At 58.3% G+C, this 18,919-nt stretch carries 18 protein-coding genes; 13 read left to right on the forward strand and 5 right to left on the reverse strand.

Annotated elements, in window-relative coordinates:
* Positions 1 to 23: 23 nt before the first annotated feature.
* The 3 genes from A7Q26_RS16275 to A7Q26_RS25670 all read right to left on the reverse strand — a co-directional run bounded on the left by A7Q26_RS16275 (position 24) and on the right by A7Q26_RS25670 (position 2,100).
* A complete protein-coding gene (locus tag A7Q26_RS16275; protein WP_066861591.1) occupies positions 24 to 899 on the reverse strand; it encodes a phytanoyl-CoA dioxygenase family protein in 876 nt (291 codons plus the stop codon).
* 374 nt (positions 900 to 1,273) lie between these two features.
* A complete protein-coding gene (locus A7Q26_RS16280; RefSeq protein ID WP_157784779.1) occupies positions 1,274 to 1,657 on the reverse strand; it encodes a nuclear transport factor 2 family protein in 384 nt (127 codons plus the stop codon).
* A complete protein-coding gene (locus A7Q26_RS25670; protein WP_165418744.1) occupies positions 1,645 to 2,100 on the reverse strand; it encodes a helix-turn-helix transcriptional regulator in 456 nt (151 codons plus the stop codon). The genes A7Q26_RS16280 and A7Q26_RS25670 overlap by 13 nt, the downstream gene beginning before the upstream one ends.
* Positions 2,101 to 2,827: 727 nt before the next feature.
* Between A7Q26_RS25670 and ndpH the strand changes: the two genes are divergently transcribed.
* Genes ndpH through A7Q26_RS16310 form a run of 6 tightly spaced genes read left to right on the forward strand, consistent with a single transcriptional unit; the run spans position 2,828 to position 8,168 of the window.
* Entirely contained in the window at positions 2,828 to 3,532 is a 705-nt protein-coding gene (gene ndpH / locus A7Q26_RS16285; protein ID WP_017181804.1) for a maleate isomerase, read from the forward strand.
* 2 nt (positions 3,533 to 3,534) lie between these two features.
* Positions 3,535 to 4,362 carry an N-formylmaleamate deformylase gene (gene ndpF / locus A7Q26_RS16290; protein ID WP_066861594.1) on the forward strand — a complete coding sequence of 276 codons (828 nt, stop codon included), beginning with the start codon at positions 3,535 to 3,537 and terminating at the stop codon, positions 4,360 to 4,362.
* Positions 4,349 to 5,404, forward strand: a complete 1,056-nt coding sequence (gene ndpE, locus A7Q26_RS16295) for a 2,5-dihydroxypyridine 5,6-dioxygenase (protein WP_017184746.1) — start codon at positions 4,349 to 4,351, stop codon at positions 5,402 to 5,404. The genes ndpF and ndpE overlap by 14 nt, the downstream gene beginning before the upstream one ends.
* Positions 5,391 to 6,011, forward strand: coding sequence for a maleamate amidohydrolase (ndpG, locus tag A7Q26_RS16300; RefSeq protein ID WP_017183769.1), 621 nt, complete (start codon positions 5,391 to 5,393; stop codon positions 6,009 to 6,011). Before ndpE ends, ndpG begins: the two co-directional genes overlap by 14 nt.
* A gap of 46 nt (positions 6,012 to 6,057) precedes the next feature.
* The gene (ndpD, locus tag A7Q26_RS16305) at positions 6,058 to 7,221 is read left to right on the forward strand and encodes a 6-hydroxy-3-succinoylpyridine 3-monooxygenase NdpD (RefSeq protein WP_025547122.1); all 1,164 of its coding nucleotides are present in this window, start codon (positions 6,058 to 6,060) and stop codon (positions 7,219 to 7,221) included.
* Between the two features lie 5 nt (positions 7,222 to 7,226).
* Positions 7,227 to 8,168, forward strand: coding sequence for an alpha/beta fold hydrolase (locus A7Q26_RS16310; protein WP_017183767.1), 942 nt, complete (start codon positions 7,227 to 7,229; stop codon positions 8,166 to 8,168).
* Positions 8,169 to 8,522: 354 nt separating this feature from the next.
* Here the strand turns inward: A7Q26_RS16310 and A7Q26_RS16315 are convergent, their stop codons facing one another.
* Complete coding sequence (locus tag A7Q26_RS16315; RefSeq protein WP_100215233.1) at positions 8,523 to 10,769, reverse strand: nicotine dehydrogenase subunit L; 2,247 nt, start codon at positions 10,767 to 10,769, stop codon at positions 8,523 to 8,525.
* Positions 10,770 to 10,809: 40 nt separating this feature from the next.
* Positions 10,810 to 11,268, reverse strand: a complete 459-nt coding sequence (locus tag A7Q26_RS16320) for a nicotine dehydrogenase subunit S (protein WP_017183765.1) — start codon at positions 11,266 to 11,268, stop codon at positions 10,810 to 10,812.
* Positions 11,269 to 11,728: 460 nt separating this feature from the next.
* Here A7Q26_RS16320 and A7Q26_RS26350 point away from each other — a divergent pair, with 460 nt between their 5' ends.
* From A7Q26_RS26350 to tnpC, 7 genes are all read left to right on the forward strand, one after another.
* Positions 11,729 to 11,917 (forward strand): hypothetical protein, encoded by a 189-nt coding sequence (locus tag A7Q26_RS26350; protein ID WP_443018166.1) that lies wholly within the window; start codon positions 11,729 to 11,731, stop codon positions 11,915 to 11,917.
* A 933-nt stretch (positions 11,918 to 12,850) separates the two neighbouring features.
* A complete protein-coding gene (locus tag A7Q26_RS16330; protein ID WP_017183763.1) occupies positions 12,851 to 15,136 on the forward strand; it encodes a TonB-dependent receptor in 2,286 nt (761 codons plus the stop codon).
* A 482-nt stretch (positions 15,137 to 15,618) separates the two neighbouring features.
* Positions 15,619 to 15,972, forward strand: coding sequence for an IS66-like element accessory protein TnpA (gene tnpA, locus A7Q26_RS16335; protein ID WP_017183762.1), 354 nt, complete (start codon positions 15,619 to 15,621; stop codon positions 15,970 to 15,972).
* Positions 15,969 to 16,319 (forward strand): IS66 family insertion sequence element accessory protein TnpB, encoded by a 351-nt coding sequence (gene tnpB, locus A7Q26_RS16340; protein WP_017183761.1) that lies wholly within the window; start codon positions 15,969 to 15,971, stop codon positions 16,317 to 16,319. Before tnpA (A7Q26_RS16335) ends, tnpB (A7Q26_RS16340) begins: the two co-directional genes overlap by 4 nt.
* 166 nt (positions 16,320 to 16,485) lie before the next feature.
* Positions 16,486 to 16,869, forward strand: a complete 384-nt coding sequence (tnpA, locus tag A7Q26_RS16345; protein ID WP_026002509.1) for an IS66-like element accessory protein TnpA — start codon at positions 16,486 to 16,488, stop codon at positions 16,867 to 16,869.
* Positions 16,866 to 17,213 carry an IS66 family insertion sequence element accessory protein TnpB gene (gene tnpB, locus A7Q26_RS16350; RefSeq protein WP_017183759.1) on the forward strand — a complete coding sequence of 116 codons (348 nt, stop codon included), beginning with the start codon at positions 16,866 to 16,868 and terminating at the stop codon, positions 17,211 to 17,213. Before tnpA (A7Q26_RS16345) ends, tnpB (A7Q26_RS16350) begins: the two co-directional genes overlap by 4 nt.
* A 9-nt stretch (positions 17,214 to 17,222) precedes the next feature.
* Positions 17,223 to 18,919, forward strand: a 1,697-nt coding sequence (gene tnpC, locus A7Q26_RS16355) for an IS66 family transposase (protein WP_443018167.1), incomplete at its 3' end; no start/stop codon positions are given.

Genomic DNA, 18,919 nt, shown 5'->3' on the forward strand with positions numbered 1-18,919 from the left:
TTTTTGCCCCGCGTACCAAGCTGTTACTCATGCTCATAAGGGCTGAATGCCTTGGCTATGGCGAAGTCGTCACTTTCAAGGACGATGCTGGGCTCGTTCATCTCAACCCAGCCGCAGAATGGCGGCGACATCTCATATCCCAAAAGCTGTTGAACCCGCTTGGGATATTGTTTCACCATGTCTCGCGGCACAACCAGATACTGATTCTCCTCCTGACGATGATAGCCTTGGGTGAAGGATAGTGCGATCGCCAAGCGGCACTCGTTCGAAATATTCGCGCCCCCTCCATGATAGACGCTGCCCACATACATAAGACCCGATCCGCGCTTCATTTCAGCAGGAACCGCTTCATGGGGCTGAGGCCGCCGGTCCATGTCCCATTTATGGCTGCCCGGGATCACCATCGTTGCGCCGTTGCTTGCGGTGAAGTCCGTTCCTGCAAGAAGCGTCTGGAGGAGCACATGGGGACCGGGATGGCGGACGTGGTACATTCCATCGTCACGGTGCAGGTCCTGTGCAGCCTGGCCCGGACTGATCTCGATTGCTTGCGTCACCGATACCTGAACCGTGGGCCGTACCATGGTCTGCCGTTCGCCTGCCATCATCGGGAACTCGACGCAAAGAACTCTCTCAGCCGTGCCTAGAAACAACGGATGGAGAACAAATTCCGTCATATGCCGTGATTTGGCAAATAACGCGGACGTGCGCCGGGTTCGATTGCCCGAGAAGCCAGCCTCTCCGAACGGTGAACGCTTTATCCATGGCTCCAGGTCGCCGACTAGCTGATCCATCACACCCGGTGTGATCATGCCCTCAATGATGACGGCACCATCCCGGTCAATGATTTCACATACAGCGTCAACCGAGGTGTCATTCGAGACAGAAGCTATTGTAGCCATGACTATACCTTATCAACGTAAACGAAGGCGAGGACGGGAAAAATGGAGCGGCAATTTCTGCAATTCATGCACTTGATCACGGACGTCACAGAACAGCGGCGGGATCGAAACGATCTATCATGCGCTCTGTGTCGGTCGAGCGACTCGCGCCACATTCACCCGACGCTGTCTGGAGCCTGATCCGATCAAACTGGATCGGATCAGGCTCTAAAGTCTTTCGATTCCTACATTTTCCGATCCAGCAGGTGATGCCATCTGCTTCGAAAATGCTCTAGCTGCGCACTCCTATATGCGGACGACTATGGTCCTGATATAAGCTCCCCGGCTCCCGCTGTCGAAGCTTAGTGCCGGGGAAGCGCAAAGTCGGCAGAACTTCATTTCACCGATCGTATGGCAAGTCCATTTGCTTTGCAGAAGGCGTTCTTCGAGATGAGCTTGCCGTCGCGAAAATCCAGGATATCCAGCCCGTCGACGCAAGATTGCTGGCCGTCTGCGGCCGTCATCATCATCGTCCAGGCGACAAGGGCGCGGTCGCTTGCTTCGTCCAGCATCGTCGAGGAAACCGTATACTGGACGCTTCCAAGAGTGCCGTCGAAGATGGACTTGAGTGATGCGCCGATGGCATCGACACCCTTATGCTCGATGCCGTTGGGATCCATGTACACGCAGTCTGGAGACAGAAGACCGAGCATTTTGTCGTAATCGCCGTCATTGAATGTGCTCATAAAAGCGGTAGTGTGTGCATTTAGGTCAGACATGGTCGCTCCTTTGACGTGTTGCGTGCGGAAAGATGACGGCCGCCTATGCTGGCCTTTGTAATCGGCTGGGTCAGAGGGCTCGCTCGTCCTGGCTGAGTCAGGCCTATCAAGTCGCGGAAAGCCTGTGGTGAAACGTGCGCCCATCGTTTGAAGGCGTTCCTGAAGTTGCTCACTTCGGTGTAGCCCGCCCGATCAGCCACGTCGCCAATCGTCAGTTGTGGATCGGAAAGGCATTGCTTGGCGAATGCGAATCGGACTTCCGCGATAATTTGTGCGTAAGACGTCTCTAGACAATGGAGTCGTCGGCGCAGGGTTCTTGCTGACAATCCCAAATCCCGCGCAATATCGGCTTCGGCCGCATCGAAGCGTGGGCCATTCAGAATCGCCTGCTTCAATCTGCGGATTAAAAAGGCGTCCGAAGAATGGCCCTCGTCGGAAAGCAACTGAAATAGGCCTGGCATTGCAGCGGTTATGGGCTCTTCAGCAGCACCACCGTTCTCCTGGCAATGATGATGAGTGGGCGCGTGACGCGGCGTACACCGAGGGCGCGCGTGCTTTGAATTGGCAAAGGAGTGGGAGGACTTATCCCCTGAACTCCTCCAGGTATCACGCGAGATGCACGAAGCACGCGTAACGCTCGAGCCTTCGATACCTGCGGCGCTCACCAGATGCCGCCGATTCAAACTTTCGGACTGTTTCTGGACGTTTGTTATTTGCGGTGGCATCCAGTGCATTCCTCTCGTATCTTCGCTGGCGCGCCTTGTTCGGCCGCGCGACGAAAATCTTTCAATCTCGTTATAAACTGGATCCGGTCGGCGGTTCGCAACCAAACAGACAGGACCCACGGGCAGCCTGCAATCGCACATCGGCCAGACATGCTGCGCGCAAGGTAACTTCCCGATATTTCCACAATCAATTATACAGAAAAAGAAATCAAGTGAGAATGTGCATGGGCAGTGGCCGCCGTCGCAGGCGCAGCGTCCCATCGGTCATGTGTTTGACACCTGACTAAATTAGGACCGGCTCCGATATGCATAAGCCAAGCTGGATCCCATGGATATTCGACCTTGTATTTATCCAACGGACGAATTAATGTTGCCACAGCAGCAAAGGAGAGGGCAATTGAGGGCCTACCGTATAGGGCAGATCGTGCCGAGTTCGAATGTTACGATGGAGACTGAAATACCGGCGCTCCTCCGTGCCCGCGAGACCATCTCGCCCGAGCGCTTTACCTTCCATTCGGCCCGCATGCGCATGAAGCACGTGACCAAGGAAGAGCTGTCCAAAATGGACGGCGCCAGCGACACGTGCGCCATCGAGTTATCTGACGCGGCCGTCGACGTGATGGGTTATGCATGTCTGGTGGCTATCATGTCGATGGGCAAGGGTTACCATCGTGAGTCCCAGGCCCGCCTGCATCAGGCAACAATCGATAATGGCCATCCGGCCCCCGTCGTATCGTCAGCTGGCGCGCTCGTGGATGGGATCAAGGCGATTGGCGCGAAGCGAGTGGCGATTGTGGCGCCATATATGAAGCCGCTAACCGAGCTTGTTGTCGACTATATTCGTGCCGAAGGCATCGATGTCGTCGAATGGCGCGCTCTTGAGATTTCGGATAATTTGGCAGTCGCCGCTCACGACCCCGCCCGGCTTCCGGGCATCGTCGCGTCGATGGAGCATTTGGCCGAGGTCGATGCTGTAATTTTGTCTGCATGCGTGCAGATGCCGTCGCTGCCCGCCGTCTCGATCGTTGAGGCGCAGGTCGGCAAGCCGGTGTTGACCGCAGCCATCTCCACAACCTGGGCGATGTTGCGAGCCCTTGACCTCGACACGCGCGTGCCCGGTGGCGGGACGCTTTTATCAGGGGCATTCTAACAATGGACGGCAGTCCTTTCGGATACAACGTTCATGCGAACGGCATCCGGCACCATCTTGTGCGCCATGGCGCGCCTGGGCGGCGTCAGATGCTTCTCGTGCCTGGCATCACGTCGCCAGCGGTCACGTGGGATTTCGTTGCCGCTCGCCTGGCCGAGACGTACGAGGTTCATGTGCTCGACGTTCGGGGCCGCGGATTAAGTCAAGCTGGCGACCTTGATTATTCCCTGGATGCAATGGCGGATGATGTCGTCGCGCTGACGGGTGTTCTTGATCTCGATCGTCCGGTGATTCTTGGTCATTCCATGGGCGCCCGCACCGCGATCCGCGCCGCCCGGAAAGCGCCCGGGATTTTTGCCGGGCTGATCTTGGCCGATCCGCCCGTAAGCGGGCCGGGCCGTCGCCCCTATCCCTCGGCATGGCCATGGTATGAGGATTCGATCTTGCTGGCGCAGCGCGGCTGCTCGGCGGAAGAAATGAAGGCATTCTGCCCGACCTGGACTCAGGATCAGCGCGCGCTGCGTGCTGAATGGCTCCACACGTGCGAACTGCGTGCGATCGACGCGGCCTATAAAGGCTTTCATACGGATGACGTTCATGCCGACCTGCCGCACCTTGACCTGCCGATACGGCTCGTCGTGGCCGGTGGCTCGCCGGTCATCGAAACGGCAGATATTGAAGAAATTCGGACACTGGCGCCCGGCATCGAGGTCGTGACCGTCGAAGGCGCAGGGCACATGATACCGTGGGATGATCTGGACGGTTTCCTCGGCGCAGTCGCAGGTTTTCAAGCCGACATCAAGGAGGCCACCGCAAATGGATCGCGCTAGTTTCGCGGAGATATGCCTCCACCAGCTGAAAATGTCCTGTGTTCGCGCCGACGAGCGGCTGGTCGTGCTGACTCAGGGTGACGAGCGACTAGATTATGCCGACGCGTTTCTCGCTGCGGGCCGGGCGCTCAAGGCGAATATCTACCACATGCGGCTGCCGGCGCCTGCACCGATGGGCAATTGGGCGGTAGGGCAGACGCCGCTTTCGCGGATGCCTGAAGCCGTGGAGGCATTGAAGAATGCCGATATGGTGATCGACTGCGTCTTCCTGCTGTTCTCGCCCGAGCAGATGGCGATCCAGGCCGCGGGTGCTCGCGTCCTTACGGTTGTGGAGCCGCCGGAGTTGCTCGCGCGGATGCTGCCTTCCAGGGAGTTGCGTGAGAAAGTGGAGGTCGCAGGCGAGTTGCTGTGTCGCGCGAAATCGATGCACATCACGTCGCCTTATGGGACGGACGTCACGTATAAGCTTGGCACCTATCCCACTGTCACCGAATATGCCTGCACCGACACGCCGGGCCGATGGGATCACTGGCCATCCGGCTTCGTCTTTACAGGCGGCGACGACGACGGCGTGGACGGGCAGATCGTCATCGCGCCGGGCGACATATTGCTGCCGCAGAATATTTATGTGCGCGAGCCTATAACATACACGATCGAGAAGGGCGTCGTCACCTCGATCCGGGGCGGCTTGGAAGCTGATCTGGTCAAGTCGTACATGGCGGACTTTAATGATCCGCGCGGCTTTGCGCTGAGCCACATCGGCTGGGGAATGAATCCTGACGCCAAGTGGCACCGGATGACGCCCGGCGAATTCCCCGGCGGAATGGGCATGGAGATGCGTAGCTTTCTTGGCAACGTGCTGTTCTCAACCGGTCCAAATAACGAGCTTGGCGGCATGAACGACACGGACTGCCATCTCGATATACCGCTGCGCGGTTGCTCGCTGTTTTTGGATGGAGAACCGGTGTTGCTGGACGGAGCAGTCGTAGCGAAGGACCTGACGGCTTGCGAAGGGGGTAAGGTGTTCGATGTCGCAGGATGAAGTCTATGAAAAGGCGGGGTTCGGAGGCAGCGTGCCCCGCGGCACTCGGCCGGCGGTCGTGGTGGTCGATTTTACCTATGGCTTCACCGACACTGTTTACCCGACGGCGGCGGATATGCATGCGCAAATCGCGCGAACCCGTGCCATCACCGATCTGGCCCGAAGCCGTGGTTTTCCCGTTATCTACACGACTATCGCCTACCAGCCCTGGGAGGTCGAGACGTTGGCCTGGCTGCGTAAGGCCACCGGAATGAGAGCGCTTCTCGCGGGGAGCAGGCTCGTTGAGATCGATGCGGCGACCGGGATCTCCGATGGCGATCCGATCGTGGAGAAGCATGGCGCATCAGCATTCCATGGCACGAACCTGGCGGCCATGCTCACCGGGGCGGGTGTCGATACCATAGTGGTAACGGGCGCGACTACGTCCGGTTGTGTCCGGGCGACCGTCGTGGATGCAGTGCAGTCTGGCTTCAACGTTCTGGTGCCGCGCGACTGCTGTGCTGATCGCGCGAACGCGCCACATGAAGCCAGCCTTTATGACATCGATCAGAAATATGGCGACGTCACCGACGCCGCGGACGTGACCGATTGGATCGCGAAGCTTTGAATAACGCAGGTGCATGCGCATCAGAAAACAACTGGAGGGAACCGCAATGGCTCAACATGTAATCGTCGTTGGAGCCGGGCCCATTGGCCTGCTAACCGCTTTCGGACTCGCGAAGGAAGGCACGCGTGTCACGATTATCGAGGCGGAGGAGCAGTTCAACGATAAGCCGCGTGCGCTGGTCTATCACTATCCCGTTCTGCCCCATCTCGACCGGCTTGGACTGTTGCAGGACTGTGAAGCGGAGGGTTTCCTGCGCCAGACCTTCGGCTGGCGTATCCACAGCACGGGCGAACTTATTGAGTGGAAATGGACGCCTGAGGGGATGGGGGGGAATGCGCTTCATCTGCACCAAGGGTTGTTGTCCAAGATCATTGCACGGCATGTCTCGGCGCAGCCGAATGTGGAGATATTGCTGCGAACTAAGCTGACCGGGTGCTGCCAAACTGCGGGCGGCGTGATCGCGGAGGTCGAGGGACCCAATGGATCGGCAGTGCTGGAAGGCGACTATCTCATAGGGGCGGATGGCGCGAACAGCACGGTACGCCAGAATGTACTGGGGCTCCAGTTTCTGGGGACAACCTGGCCCGAGCGCTATGTGGCGACGAACACGAGAATCAACCTGTCGGCGCTGAACTATCCTGAGTCCGTCATGCAGCTCGATCAGAAGCACGGCTCCATTATCTGCAAGATCGAGCAGCCAGACGTCTGGCGGGTAACCTTTGTCGAAGACCCCGAGCTACCTTTCGAGGGGCTGGAAGAGCGCATCCACACGATGTTCGCTGATCACCTGCCCGACCTGCCCTATGAGGTGCTCGCCTACTCGCCCTACCGCATGCACCAGCGCATAGCCGATCGGATGCGTGTGGGGCGGATCCTGCTTGTCGGTGACGCTGGCCATATCACCAACCCCACAGGCGGGCTTGGCCTGACTGGCGGCATGTTCGATGCTTTCGCCCTGATCGGCGCTTTGAACCGGGTCATCCATGACGGGGCAGGGGAGGAAATACTCGAATTTTACGAGCGCGATCGTCGTCGGGTGTTCGCCGAGGTTACGTCGCCCCGCGCGTCGTTCAATCTGCGCAACCTCTATCACCTGAAGGAAGGACAGGAGAAGGAGGACCGCATAGCTTTCCTCCGCGCCGTGGCCGCAGATCCGCGGCTAGTTGAGCGGGAAATGAGCTTCACGACGCAGATGGAAACGCATTTCTGAGCAACATGCGCACCTTTGAAATGGCAGACTTTGGCGGTGTCTTCCTGACATCGCCGCCTGTTGATGCCGGGGACGCGGTGTGGCCCGGCATCAACGCCTATGTCCAGTGGTTCATTCCTGTAAATCCCCGTCCGGTTTCTATCCTCTTCGTCCATGGTGGCGGCGGACAGGGCGCTGACTTCGTCAGGACACCGGACGGTCGGCGCGGATGGGTGCATCGGTTCCTGCAGGCGGGCTATGCAACATATGTCCTAGATCGGCCGGGGCATGGAAGGTCAGCCTGGAACGAAAACGTGCTTGGCCCGGCAACGCCCACGGCAGACTACGGAATGCTATACCCCCGGTTCGTGGAGCCGGCGAAGCACGACTTATGGCAAGGTGCCTCCAAGCATAACCGCTGGCCCTCCGATCCGTTGGCCGGTGACCGGTTCATGGCAAGCCAAGGACCGATGGCCACTTCGTTAGGTGCGAGCCAGCGTCACGTTGAGGCTATCGCCGAACAACTGCTCGATCTGACCGGCCCGACCGTGGTAGTGAGCCACTCGATGGGGGGGCCATGCGGATGGGCTCTGAGTGCCGTTGGCGGGCAGCGGGTCGCGGCCGTACTGGCGGCGGAACCTCTGGGGTACTCGGGCATGGTGCATCCGCTTGGAACCTTCAATAACGGTCTCGCGCCGGAGGCATATCAAGGACTTCACGACCCGTTCGCGAAGCCGGTCGCCATTGTTACAGGCGAAGCCACGTGGATGAGAGAAGCCAATAGGCGCGCAGCGGAGTACGTACGAGCACGGACTCCAGTGTTTGAACACATCGCCTTGGAAGAACATGGCATAACTGGAAATGGTCATATGCTAATGGCCGAGTCCAATAGCGACGAAATCGCCGATCTGATGATTCGATGGTTGGATGCGAATGTTTCGTGTGGGCTGGCTCAAGCTAGAGCTTGATCCGATCAGACTGGATCGGCTCAAGCTGTATTTGTTTTTTGTTTTCCGCATTTTCCCAGCCAACAGATGATGCTATCTACTTCGAAAATGCTCCAGATGTGATCAGTATCTCTGCACTGACATAAATCGGAGCGTAGTCGCCGCGAGGGTGTGATCTGCATCCGTGCGAAATTCGCGATGCGCCCCCGCGGCGGTTTGATCGGAAGAAGCATCGTAACCGACTATTCGCGGCCATCGACGGTTGAATAGGGATAATGCCATCACTGCATGTCGCGCTTTTGGATAAGCAAAAGCGGGGGTTGTCTGGCAGTGAGGAGGCTGCCCCGAACCGGCGCTACTGATGGCCGATCCTATCTAAAGGTTGCCTGATGGTTTGCCAGGCAACGCGTCTGAGCCGTCCTGTTTTCTAAATGACAACACATGATCGCTGAGCGGAAGCGAGCGAATCCTCGGCCCACCAGCATCATAAATTGCGTTCAGCATCGCAGTCATCACAATAGGGACGGCGTCCTCTCCAACGCCGGCAGGATGATCGTCGCTCTCGACAAGTTCGACCACGATGTTTCTACAGGCAGTGGCAAGCCGAGCGACGTTGTGATCCTGGAAATTGCGCTGGACCACACGACCGTCCTTGAGTGTGATTTTGCCGTAAAGCGCCGTAGTGATTGCCCAGAAGATGCTTCCTTCGACTTGGCCGCGGACTACTTCGGGATTGAGGATGCGGCCGCAGTTCATCACCACATATACGTGATCGACTCTAAGCCCGCCTTTGCCGTCAAGCGTAACCTCCACAACCGATGAGGCAGTGCCAGTGTGGTAGGTATCCCAATAGCTGAAGTCGCTGACCGAAACGCCTTTGCCGCGGCCCTGCGAGAGAGGCGTTTCCCAATCGGCGATTTGGCAGACCCGCTTCAACACGGCGCGCATGTGCCGGATGCGTCGAATGGCGACGTCGCGGCCTTTCAGGTCAGTGGGCACCGAACCCTCGTCCAGCAGGTCCATGTAAAGGTCGACCGGATCACGTCCAGCGGCGACCGCCAGTTCGTCCTGAAATCCCTGGTTCATCCAGACATGCTGTGTGAACGCCACGCCGCGCATCCAGCCGAACGGCTGAGGCGTCTTGACGCGAGCATACTCGATCCTAAGGTTCGGCACATAGTGCGGTAGGCGAGCCGGTCCATAGCTTTGATCGGGCGCTGTGCCACTAATCACGCGATTGAACCACGCGATCACATTCCCCTTCTCATCAAGCCCCGCCTTGAAGCGTGAGATGGTAATCGGTGGCGGATAACCGCGCGCCATCATCTCTTCGCGGGTCCATATCATCTTGATGGGCTTGCCAGGAATGGCCTTCGCGATCTGGACCGCCTGCGATACATATTCGTTCTGGCAACGCCGTCCGAAGCCCCCCCCGACATATGGCAGATTAAACTGTACCCGTTCAGGCGGCAGCCCGGCTGTAACCGCGGCGAGTCGATGCGCTTCCTGGGCGAACTGCGTGGACGCCCAAACCTGGAGTCCGTCCGAATTCAGCCATGCGGTGCAGTTGATCGGCTCAAGCGGCATCGCGTCCATGAAGGGGTAGGAATAATCCGCCTCGATAACGCGGTGAGCACGGCCGATCGACCCTGCGAAATCTCCGGCTTCCCGGACTACCGGCTGCGGCCGCCCAGCCCGGCTGACCAGGTTCGCCATGATGGACTCACTGCTGGTGTGAGCAAATTCCCCATCATCCCACTCGATCGGAAGCGCCAGAAGCGCCTTCCTTGCCCTCCAGAAGCTGTCCGCGACGACGGCAACGGCATCGTCCATCCCGTAATCTTCTCCGCCGTCGGCAAGCGGACCGTTGAGGCCGCAAGGTCCTGCCGCGATCCGGACGACCCCGACAACGCCCGGCATCTTGGCAATCGCTTGTTCGTCGAACGAGACAAGCTTGCCGCCATAGACAGGGGATTGTTGCACGACCGCATACAACATGCCCGGCAAATCGACATCGATGCCATATTCCAGCTTCCCGGTCGTCTTGGGAACCAGATCGAGGCGCTTGATCGGCTTTCCGATCAGCCGGTAGTCAGCAGGGTCCTTAAGTTTGACCCGCGAAGGGTGCGGCGGCGCAATATGGGAGGCGGCGGACGCGACCTCCGCGTAGCTTTGCCGTCCCCCGCCGGGCAATATGATGCTGCTCTCCTCGGTTCTCAAATCCGCTACGTCGAACCCCGAGCGCCTGGCGGCAGCGGTCAAAAGCATTTGTCTGATCTGAGCGCCTGCCATTCTCATGGGATTGAAGAGACGGTCAGCTGACCAACTGCTCTCCGTGCATGTATATACATACACATTGTTGCGCTTGAGGTTCGTCAATGGATCGAAGAATTCGGGCCGGATCGATGACCATTTCAGATCGAGCTCTTCCGCAAGAACCTGCGAGAGGGTTGTGACCACACCCTGTCCAATGTCGCTCTGTGGAATGCGGATGCGAACCGTGTTGTCGGGCATCATTACAACCCAAGAGAATAGCTCGACCGAATCGGAAGGCTTAGGATCGGCGACCCGGCAACCAGTCATGGTGACGGGAAAAACCACACCTGCCGAAACGGCGGCGATCGACTTCAGCAAGGAACGGCGGTCAGTATTCATGGCTTCTTCACGTGCGCCCGTTCGCGGCCGCGTGGATCGCGGCGCGTATGCGATCATAGGTCCCGCACCGGCAGATGTTCGTGATCTCGCGATCGATGTCTTCATCCGTAGGGAAAAGTTTCTTCCCGAGAAGTGCGGTGGCTGCCATTATCATGCCGGACTGGCAATATCCGCACTGTGGAACACGAATATCCTGCCAAGCTTTCTGTACAAACTGGTCGCCATTGGCCGAAAGCCCCTCAATCGTGGTTACTTCGAGCCCGACCGCGGCCGTCGCAGCCAAGGAGCAAGATCGGGCAGTCTGGCCGTCCACTATGACCGTGCAGGCGCCGCACTGGCCGATGCCACAGCCATATTTCGTACCTTTGAGCTTCAACGTGTCACGGAGCACCCAGAGTAGTGGCGTATCATCGTCGACCTCGGCGGGCATGGTCGACCCATTAATCTTCAGCTCAATCCTCATCATTATACTGCCCATCTGGCATACACTGCCGACCGCGGTAAATTGGCAATCCTTTTGAGCACGCGGAGGCCGGGGCGTCAATATAATTATCCACACGCTGAATTGGTGCAGCCCGCCTGACGCAAGCAGGGCCTACACCATTCAGGAGATCCGCACCGCAATGCCGTAGGAGTGCTTTGGGTCGGTTGTCCGCGCGCCTCGCCCGCCGGAATTTTCTTGTGAAATGGAGGGCTCCATCTGCCTTGTCGCACGTTGATGATATGTCTAGCGACAGGAGGTCAGGCGCATGATCATTCGAGCTTTGAAGCCCTGTTCACTCCTCGTCGGCGCGCTTCTCCTTGCGATTTCCGCCCCAACTGCGTTTGGCAACGGTCCCCCATCTTCGTCCCCTATCGAGGCCCGGAAGCTTTTAGCCAAGGTGGACGCAGATCAGGACAGGCGAATATCGTTGGCGGAATGGCGCATGCAGAGCCTGCCGAAAGCCAACTTCAAAAAGCTGGACCGTAACCGGAACGGCTTCATCACTTTCCGGGAACTGGCTGCTTTCCCGCCGTCGACCCTTGATGCAACGCGCGACGGAAAGCTTTCCGCCCGTGAGTTGAAGTTTGGCAAAGGCGCGGCCCGAATAGGAGCTGCACCAGCTTCCAAGTAATATTAAGGCCGCGTTCGAAAATGGATTCTTCTGACCGACTTTGGTGAAGGACGAAAATATCCATTGAGAGGCGTTCATTGGAAGAGTGATCATCCATCTTTGTAGCATTGCCACTTTTTTGGCGGGCGCTTCGACAAAGTCGAAAATCGATCGTTCAGCGTCGTCGAACACAAAATCGCTACCGGCCGCGATGCTCGGTAAATACGCGAAAAAATGGGGCGATGCTTGCCCCCTGCATGGCGAGGAGTTGCAGATATCGTGAATTTGGTTTAATAATATCGCCACAATATCGATCCATTCGCAACTGTCGGCAATGGGGGCGGCAATGATTGTGTTGTCCGCGACGAGGCTTATCTCGTATTGTTCGTGGTCTTGTCTGGAAAGTCGGCCTGGGAAACGTCTGTTTCACAATCTTCGGCCGTTATTGCTTGTCCCCTTGTGAAGCTGGTGGCGCCTGCGCAACCCAGACCCGAGTCCGATTTGGTCGAATTTTTCATTGTCGAGGATAAGATGAGCGGCTGCGCTTCGTCGCCGCAGAAATTTCGCTCCCATGGCCGATAATTTATTCGGCTGTTGATTTTCGAAAGAGCTGTGAAATTGGTGTTGTGAGTGTTCCAATATAACCGTGGATTACATGCTATCTATTTGAATATAAAAAGATAATCGTCGGGAAGGGGTCGGCTGATCCATTTGCTGCGAGGCGCGTGTCCTGCCCAGCTCTAATGGGCGTTGACAATGCGATCAATTATGCAACAACGTAATTACTGCATGTTGCTCGGTCGACTCCGCTTAGGCGGAATTTCGTTCGGCGCGAGGAGAAGCAGTGGCGGTTCGCAGGTGCTGAGGGGGCACCTTGGCCGACGCGAACGGGAAGTGCCTTCGGCGAAATGCACTCTCGCTCTGCAGAGGACGTATAATGAAAGGGAGAAGTATATGATTGCTCGCATCACCCGCGGTTCTGCTCATACCGCACTGGCGATTTCGCTTGCTTCGCTGCCGCTGGCAGTCTCTGCTACTGCTTATGCCAAGGATCAGGTCCAGCCTGAACCGAGCGCTGCTTCCGCAAGGGGCAATGGCGATATCGTTGTTACGGCGATGCGGCGCGAACAGCGCCTTCAAGACGTTCCAGTCGCCATTTCTGCCTTTGGCGGGGAGGCGCTTGAGAAGCGTCAGGCGGTGCAGATCTCCGATCTCATTCAGCTGTCTCCCAATTCGCAGGTCAACTATCCATTCGGTGAAGGTGGCCCGCCCAACTTCGTCATCCGCGGCATTTCCTCGACCGACTATTCCGCTAACCAGAGCAAGCCGATCGCGATCTACATCGACGAAGGCATCCGCGGCCTGTCGACATTCGAAACCATGCCTCTTTTCGATGTCGAGCGCGTCGAGGTATTGCGTGGCCCGCAGGGCACGCTCTACGGCAAGAATGCGACCGGCGGTGCTGTCAATATCGTCACGAAAAAACCGGGCTTTTCCACCGAAGGATATGTGACGGGCAGCTACGGCAACTTCAATCGTGTTCGACTGCAAGGGGCTTTGCAGGTCCCCTTGATCGACAATGTGCTGTCGATGCGCGTTGCAGCGCTCTATGTGCACGATACAGGTGTTCTCAAGAATGTTACGCCTGGCCTTGGCGACCTCGACCAGACGGATGTTTTTGCCTTCCGCGGCGCGCTTCAGTTTGAACCTTCGGACAGATTCGAGGCGACGCTCCGTTTCAACCACATGAGAAGCGGCGGCCGCAATTACGCGCCGTTTGCGGGCAACATCAACTTCAACGATCCCCAAATCATCTTTCCCGGTAACAATCTGTCCAACCTTCCGGGGTCTAACCGCGATGGTCTGGGTTTCTTCGAAACTGCCGTCAATCGCGCGCCCGAGCGTGATATCCGCAGCGACGGGCTCAACCTGATCATGAATTGGGAAGCATCCGACAACCTGAAGCTCACCTCCGTGACGACCTATGACTGGGGCAGGTGGGTTGATACCGGAGATGATGACGGTCTCGTCATCGAGGCGGATGATCCGATCGTCACCTTCGGCAAGAACATGAAGCAGTTCGTCCAGGACCTGCGGCTAGCCACCTCCTTTGATGGCCCCCTAAACGTCCAGGCCGGCCTCCTCTATACTTATGACTCGGTAAATGCAGGCTTCAACTATTCGCTCCTGACGGATCCGGGTTGCGGTGCCGTATGTAGCTTCGGCTTCACGCCCACTGGAACCGGCTTTATCCAGTCGAACAGCTTCAACCAGAAGCGCAACAGCTATGCCGGTTATTTTCGTGCTGACTATGAGGTAACCGACACGCTTTCCGCATATGGGGGTGTCCGTTTCAGCCGGGATAAGGTCGCTGTCTCTAATTTCAACGCATTCCTCGGTGACAATGTAGATCCCGTAGCCATTCAATCGATCAGCAATTATTCTGATCGCCGCACCTTCAACAATACGAGTTTCGAGGTTGGCGTAAATTGGAAGCCTACGCAAAATATCCTGCTTTACGCTTCAATGCGCGAAGGGTATCGCAGCGGCGCCGTGAACGCGCAGGCCTTCAGCGATCCCTCCGAAATCACGTTCGCGCCGCCTGAAACTGCGCGGACTTATGAGGCCGGGTTTAAGTCCACGCTTCTCGACCGTGCGCTGACCATCAACGGTACTGTGTTCCAGACCGATTACGCAAATCAGCAAGTTGTCGTGACCGAGGCGGGCGGGCTATTTCCGCTCCGTTCGATCAGCGCCGCGCGCGTTCGCGGGTTCGAAGCTGATATTACCGCGCGGCCGATCGATCGGGTGACGCTTGGCGTCGGCGTCGGCGTGTTGGATCCAAAATACCGGAACAATGCGACAGTTACGGGTACGAGCGGCATCGACGTCTCAGGAAATCAGATATCCAATGCCGCAAAGTTCAGTCTCAACCTCAGCGGCGATTTCGTGCTCGCCGAAATCAACGACGCTACCGTCGACCTCAGTCTCGACGGTGCATATACTTCGCGTGTCTATTATGACATCGCTCAGACCCGAACGCTGTCTCAACCAGGCTACTGGGTAGCCAACGGTCGCATTGCTTATAACGCCAAGCGTTTTGCAGTGGGTGCAGGCGTAAAGAACATCTTCAACGAGAAGTATTTTACCTACGGCTTGGGTTTGCGGTTTGCAGGATTGGATTACCTGATCCGTGGTACACCGCGGACCTACAGTGCGGATGTCACTTTCCGCTTCTGATTTTCAAAAGATGCCAGTTTAACTTTTTTGTACTTCTTTCTCGCTGACGAACAATCAGCGAGAAAGAAGTCTTTTATTTAGTATAATCAAACTCCATTTCGCTGAAGTCGTTATAAATTGTTCAAGGTTTAGACATAGATTTTGGACTATCATAAAGGATTTTTATACGGCCGCTTTGCAGGATAATAACCTAAAACAGAAGTTGGGGATGCGCGATGTTTTGGTTACCAAAGCGACAGGAACGACCGGGCGTTATGTAGTCGAATGCCTCGCGGAGCGCGGGGCAACGGTCAAGGCCTCATCAAGAAACCCTTCATCGGTCACGCAGAGCAACGTCGTACCGATATTGTTTGATTGGGAGAACCGATCGACTTGGGATGTTGCATTGGACGTAACCGTCCGGCCTGACCCGCTTGCTCAAGTTGCCCGGTGTGCTCAGGACGTCCTTTAGGTCGTGCAATAGGACGTACTTTAGGACAGCCATGACGCAGGTAACGGTGCTGACGGGCGCTCGACGCCGCCGGGATTGGTCGGATGAGGAACGCCTTGAGATTTTGCACGAGGCGTTCTCGCCCGGTGCATGTGTGGCCGATGTCGCACGCCGGCGCGACGTTTCGCGAGGCTTGATCTACTTGTGGCGCCGGACAGCCTTGCGCCAAGTCCAGGAGGCATTCGTTCCGGCGGTGATTGAGGATGACCCAGGTTCCGTCGGCAGCGCATCGGCGGCGAAGCCTGAAGCCGCGATCGTGTTGGAGCTGACCGACGGCCGGCGCTTGCGCATTTCGGCTACTGCCCCGGCTGCGCTGGCGGTAGCGGCTCTGAAGGCGATGCGATGATCCCGCCCGGGGCGCGAGTGTGGATCGCGATGGGCCACACCGATATGCGGCGTGGGATGCAGAGCCTGGCTGCGATGGTGCAGCAGCACTTCCTGAAGGACCCGTTTGCCGGCGATCTCTGGGTCTTCCGGGGCCGCAGCGGCTCGCTGGTCAAGATCATTTGGCACGACGGCCTGGGCATGTCGCTCTACGCAAAGCGGCTCGAGAAGGGCAAGTTCGTATGGCCCTCGGCGAAGGACGGCGTGGTGTCGCTCACGAGCTCTCAACTCGCTTGCCTGCTTGACGGCATCGACTGGAGGAACCCGCGTGTGAATAAGCCTGCAATGTTGACCCCGGTTCTGGGGTGATAGGCGTCCAAAGTTGACCCCCTGAACGATGTAAGCGGGGTCTGACGGCCGCCTTGCGCGGCACCCATTCGCCGGGATGATTGCCGCTCTTTGAGCGGGGTTGCGGGTGTTGGACGAGATCGAGGATTCAGCGAGCAGTGGAGCGACTACTCATACGAGCGGTCGTATGAGTAGTCTGATAGAGGTCGTTAGCAGGGTGTCGGGCCGGCGGCGCTGGACGGTGGAGCAGAAGCTGGCCGTGCTGCGGGATGCATTCGGCCCGGGGGGCTGCGTGCGCGCGGCCTGTGAACGCCATGAGGTTGGCAGCGGATCGATCTACACATGGCGGCGACAGGCGATGTCCGGTGAGCTTGCGGGGGTGCGCAAGCCGATCGAGCCCGTTTTTGCGGAGGTGCAGATCAGCGAGCAGCCAGCCTTACCCGCGCCGACGGTCGCGGCGCGCAGCGGCGGCGTGATCGGGATCGAGCTACCGTCGGGTATCAGGGTGAGCGTGGACGCCACGGTCGATGGCGATGCGCTGTCGCGGGTGATCGGTATCCTGACGCGATGATCCCGCTGCCGCCCTCAACGCGGATATTCCTGGCTTGCGGCGCGACGGACATGCGCAAGGGTTTTGACGGCCTTGCCGTGATGACGCAGCAGGTTCTGGAGCAAAGCCCGCATTCCGGCGCGCTATTCGCCTTTCGGGGGAAGCGCGGCGATCTGGTGAAGCTGCTCTGGTATGACGGCCAAGGGATGTGCCTGTTTTCCAAGCGGATGGACCGGGGCCGGTTCGTGTGGCCGTCGACCAAGACGGGGTCGGTGGTGATGACGGCGGCCCAGCTTTCCATGCTATTGGAAGGCATCGACTGGCGGCGTCCGGCGCGCACTTTTACCCCGTCACTCGCGGGATAAAACGCCCATATTCCGGCGCTTTTCCTAGCATTACGACCGCTGTTTCGCTATAGGATAGCGGTGTCGGACGCAGGCCTTTCCACCGCTGACAAAGACGCTCGGATCGCCGAGCTCGAAGCTGCTTTGGCGGCCGCCCACGCCGATATTTCTGCTCGCGACATCCTGATCGACACGCTGCGCGTGCAGATCGCACGCCTCAAGCGGATGCAGTTCGGCAAGTCGTCCGAGAAGCTCGACACCCAGATCGCGCAGCTTGAGCTGGCTCTCGAAGAGCTTGAAGGAGAGGCCATCGTTGCTGCCGCGCGTCGGGCCGATCCGGCAGATGGCGTTCGCTCAGCGCCTGTTCGCGCGCTGCCCGCCCATCTGCCGCGGGAGGAACAGCGGATCGAGCCTGAGCAGGGCAACTGCGCCTGTCCCGACTGCGGCGGCGTGTTGCGGCCTCTGGGGCAGGATAGTGACGAGGTCCTCGATGCGGTGCCAGTCCAGTGGCGCGTCGTTCGGACCATCCGGCCCAAGTATAGCTGCAGGGCTTGCGAGAAGATCGTGCAGGCGCCCGCGCCGGTAAAAGCCATTGCCCGGGGCAAAGCGACCTTTGGCACGCTGGCCCATGTCGTTGTTTCCAAGTTCGACCATCATCTGCCGCTCTACCGTCAGGCCGAGATCATGGCGGCGCAGGGCATCGAGATCGATCGCTCAACGCTGGCAGGCTGGGTCGGGCAGGCATCCGTGCTGCTCGATCCGATCGTCAGTCGCATTCGGGAGGTCGGCCTGACCGCCTCGAAGATCCATACCGACGATACACCGGTTCCCATGCTTGATCCGGGCCGCGGCAAAACGGCCACCGGCAGGCTTTGGGCTTACGCCGTCGATGATCGCGGCTCCGGCGCCACGACCCCCTCGCTGGTCTGGTATGAGTTCACCACCGATCGCACAGGTGCCCATCCCCAGCGGCAGTTGGCCAGCTTCAGCGGCTACCTGCAGGCCGATGGCTATGCGGGATACGACAAGCTCTACGACACCAACCGTGTCACCGAGGTCGCCTGCTGGGCGCATTTCCGGCGCAAGATATTCGACATCCACGCCACCAAGCCGACGCCGCTTACCACTGATCTGCTGGAACGCATCGGCCAGCTCTATGAGATCGAAGCAGAGGTTCGAGGCCAACAACCCAAGATCCGGCGACGAACCCGGCAGGACCGCACCCAGCCATTGATCGACGAATTGCGCCAGACACTCGACGATGCCCTGCGCCGTCTCTCGCCCAAGTCCGAGATGGCCAAGGCGATCGCCTATGGCCGCAAGCGCTGGGGGGCGCTCACCCGCTTTCTCGACGATGGCCGCCTGGAAATTGATAACAACATCGCGGAGCGCGCCATGCGGTGCGTGGCCCTGGGCCGTAAAAACTGGCTGTTCGCTGGCTCAAAGGCGGGCGGCGATCGCGCCGCCGCCATCTACTCCGTCATCGAAACCGCAAAGCTCAATGGCCTCGAACCGCAGGCCTATATCGCAGATGTCATCGCCAAGATCGCTGGCGACTGGCCTGCTGCCCGCTGGAATGAACTCCTGCCCTGTTGGGGTGGACGGCTCCCAACGGCATCGCAATGTGCCAGAGTGAGTGCGTTGCAAGACTCAATCAAGGGAGCCGCCCGTGGAGCAAATTACCCGCATAGGCATGGATACGTCAAAGAACGTTTTTCAACTGCATG

The sequence above is a fragment of the Sphingobium sp. TCM1 genome (assembly GCF_001650725.1).
GTDB lineage: Bacteria > Pseudomonadota > Alphaproteobacteria > Sphingomonadales > Sphingomonadaceae > Sphingobium.

What these genes read in the sequence shown, in the direction of transcription:
- A7Q26_RS16320 (WP_017183765.1), bottom strand. Translation starts at nt 11,268, where the DNA reads ATGATGAGGATTGAGCTGAAGATTAATGGGTCGACCATGCCCGCCGAG.
- tnpA (WP_026002509.1), top strand. Translation starts at nt 16,486, where the DNA reads ATGAGTAGTCTGATAGAGGTCGTTAGCAGGGTGTCGGGCCGGCGGCGC.
- ndpH (WP_017181804.1), top strand. Translation starts at nt 2,828, where the DNA reads ATGGAGACTGAAATACCGGCGCTCCTCCGTGCCCGCGAGACCATCTCG.
- ndpD (WP_025547122.1), top strand. Translation starts at nt 6,058, where the DNA reads ATGGCTCAACATGTAATCGTCGTTGGAGCCGGGCCCATTGGCCTGCTA.
- A7Q26_RS16310 (WP_017183767.1), top strand. Translation starts at nt 7,227, where the DNA reads ATGCGCACCTTTGAAATGGCAGACTTTGGCGGTGTCTTCCTGACATCG.
- ndpG (WP_017183769.1), top strand. Translation starts at nt 5,391, where the DNA reads ATGTCGCAGGATGAAGTCTATGAAAAGGCGGGGTTCGGAGGCAGCGTG.
- ndpF (WP_066861594.1), top strand. Translation starts at nt 3,535, where the DNA reads ATGGACGGCAGTCCTTTCGGATACAACGTTCATGCGAACGGCATCCGG.
- ndpE (WP_017184746.1), top strand. Translation starts at nt 4,349, where the DNA reads ATGGATCGCGCTAGTTTCGCGGAGATATGCCTCCACCAGCTGAAAATG.
- tnpB (WP_017183761.1), top strand. Translation starts at nt 15,969, where the DNA reads ATGATCCCGCCCGGGGCGCGAGTGTGGATCGCGATGGGCCACACCGAT.
- A7Q26_RS26350 (WP_443018166.1), top strand. Translation starts at nt 11,729, where the DNA reads ATGCAGAGCCTGCCGAAAGCCAACTTCAAAAAGCTGGACCGTAACCGG.
- A7Q26_RS16280 (WP_157784779.1), bottom strand. Translation starts at nt 1,657, where the DNA reads ATGTCTGACCTAAATGCACACACTACCGCTTTTATGAGCACATTCAAT.
- A7Q26_RS16275 (WP_066861591.1), bottom strand. Translation starts at nt 899, where the DNA reads ATGGCTACAATAGCTTCTGTCTCGAATGACACCTCGGTTGACGCTGTA.
- tnpB (WP_017183759.1), top strand. Translation starts at nt 16,866, where the DNA reads ATGATCCCGCTGCCGCCCTCAACGCGGATATTCCTGGCTTGCGGCGCG.
- tnpA (WP_017183762.1), top strand. Translation starts at nt 15,619, where the DNA reads ATGACGCAGGTAACGGTGCTGACGGGCGCTCGACGCCGCCGGGATTGG.
- A7Q26_RS16330 (WP_017183763.1), top strand. Translation starts at nt 12,851, where the DNA reads ATGATTGCTCGCATCACCCGCGGTTCTGCTCATACCGCACTGGCGATT.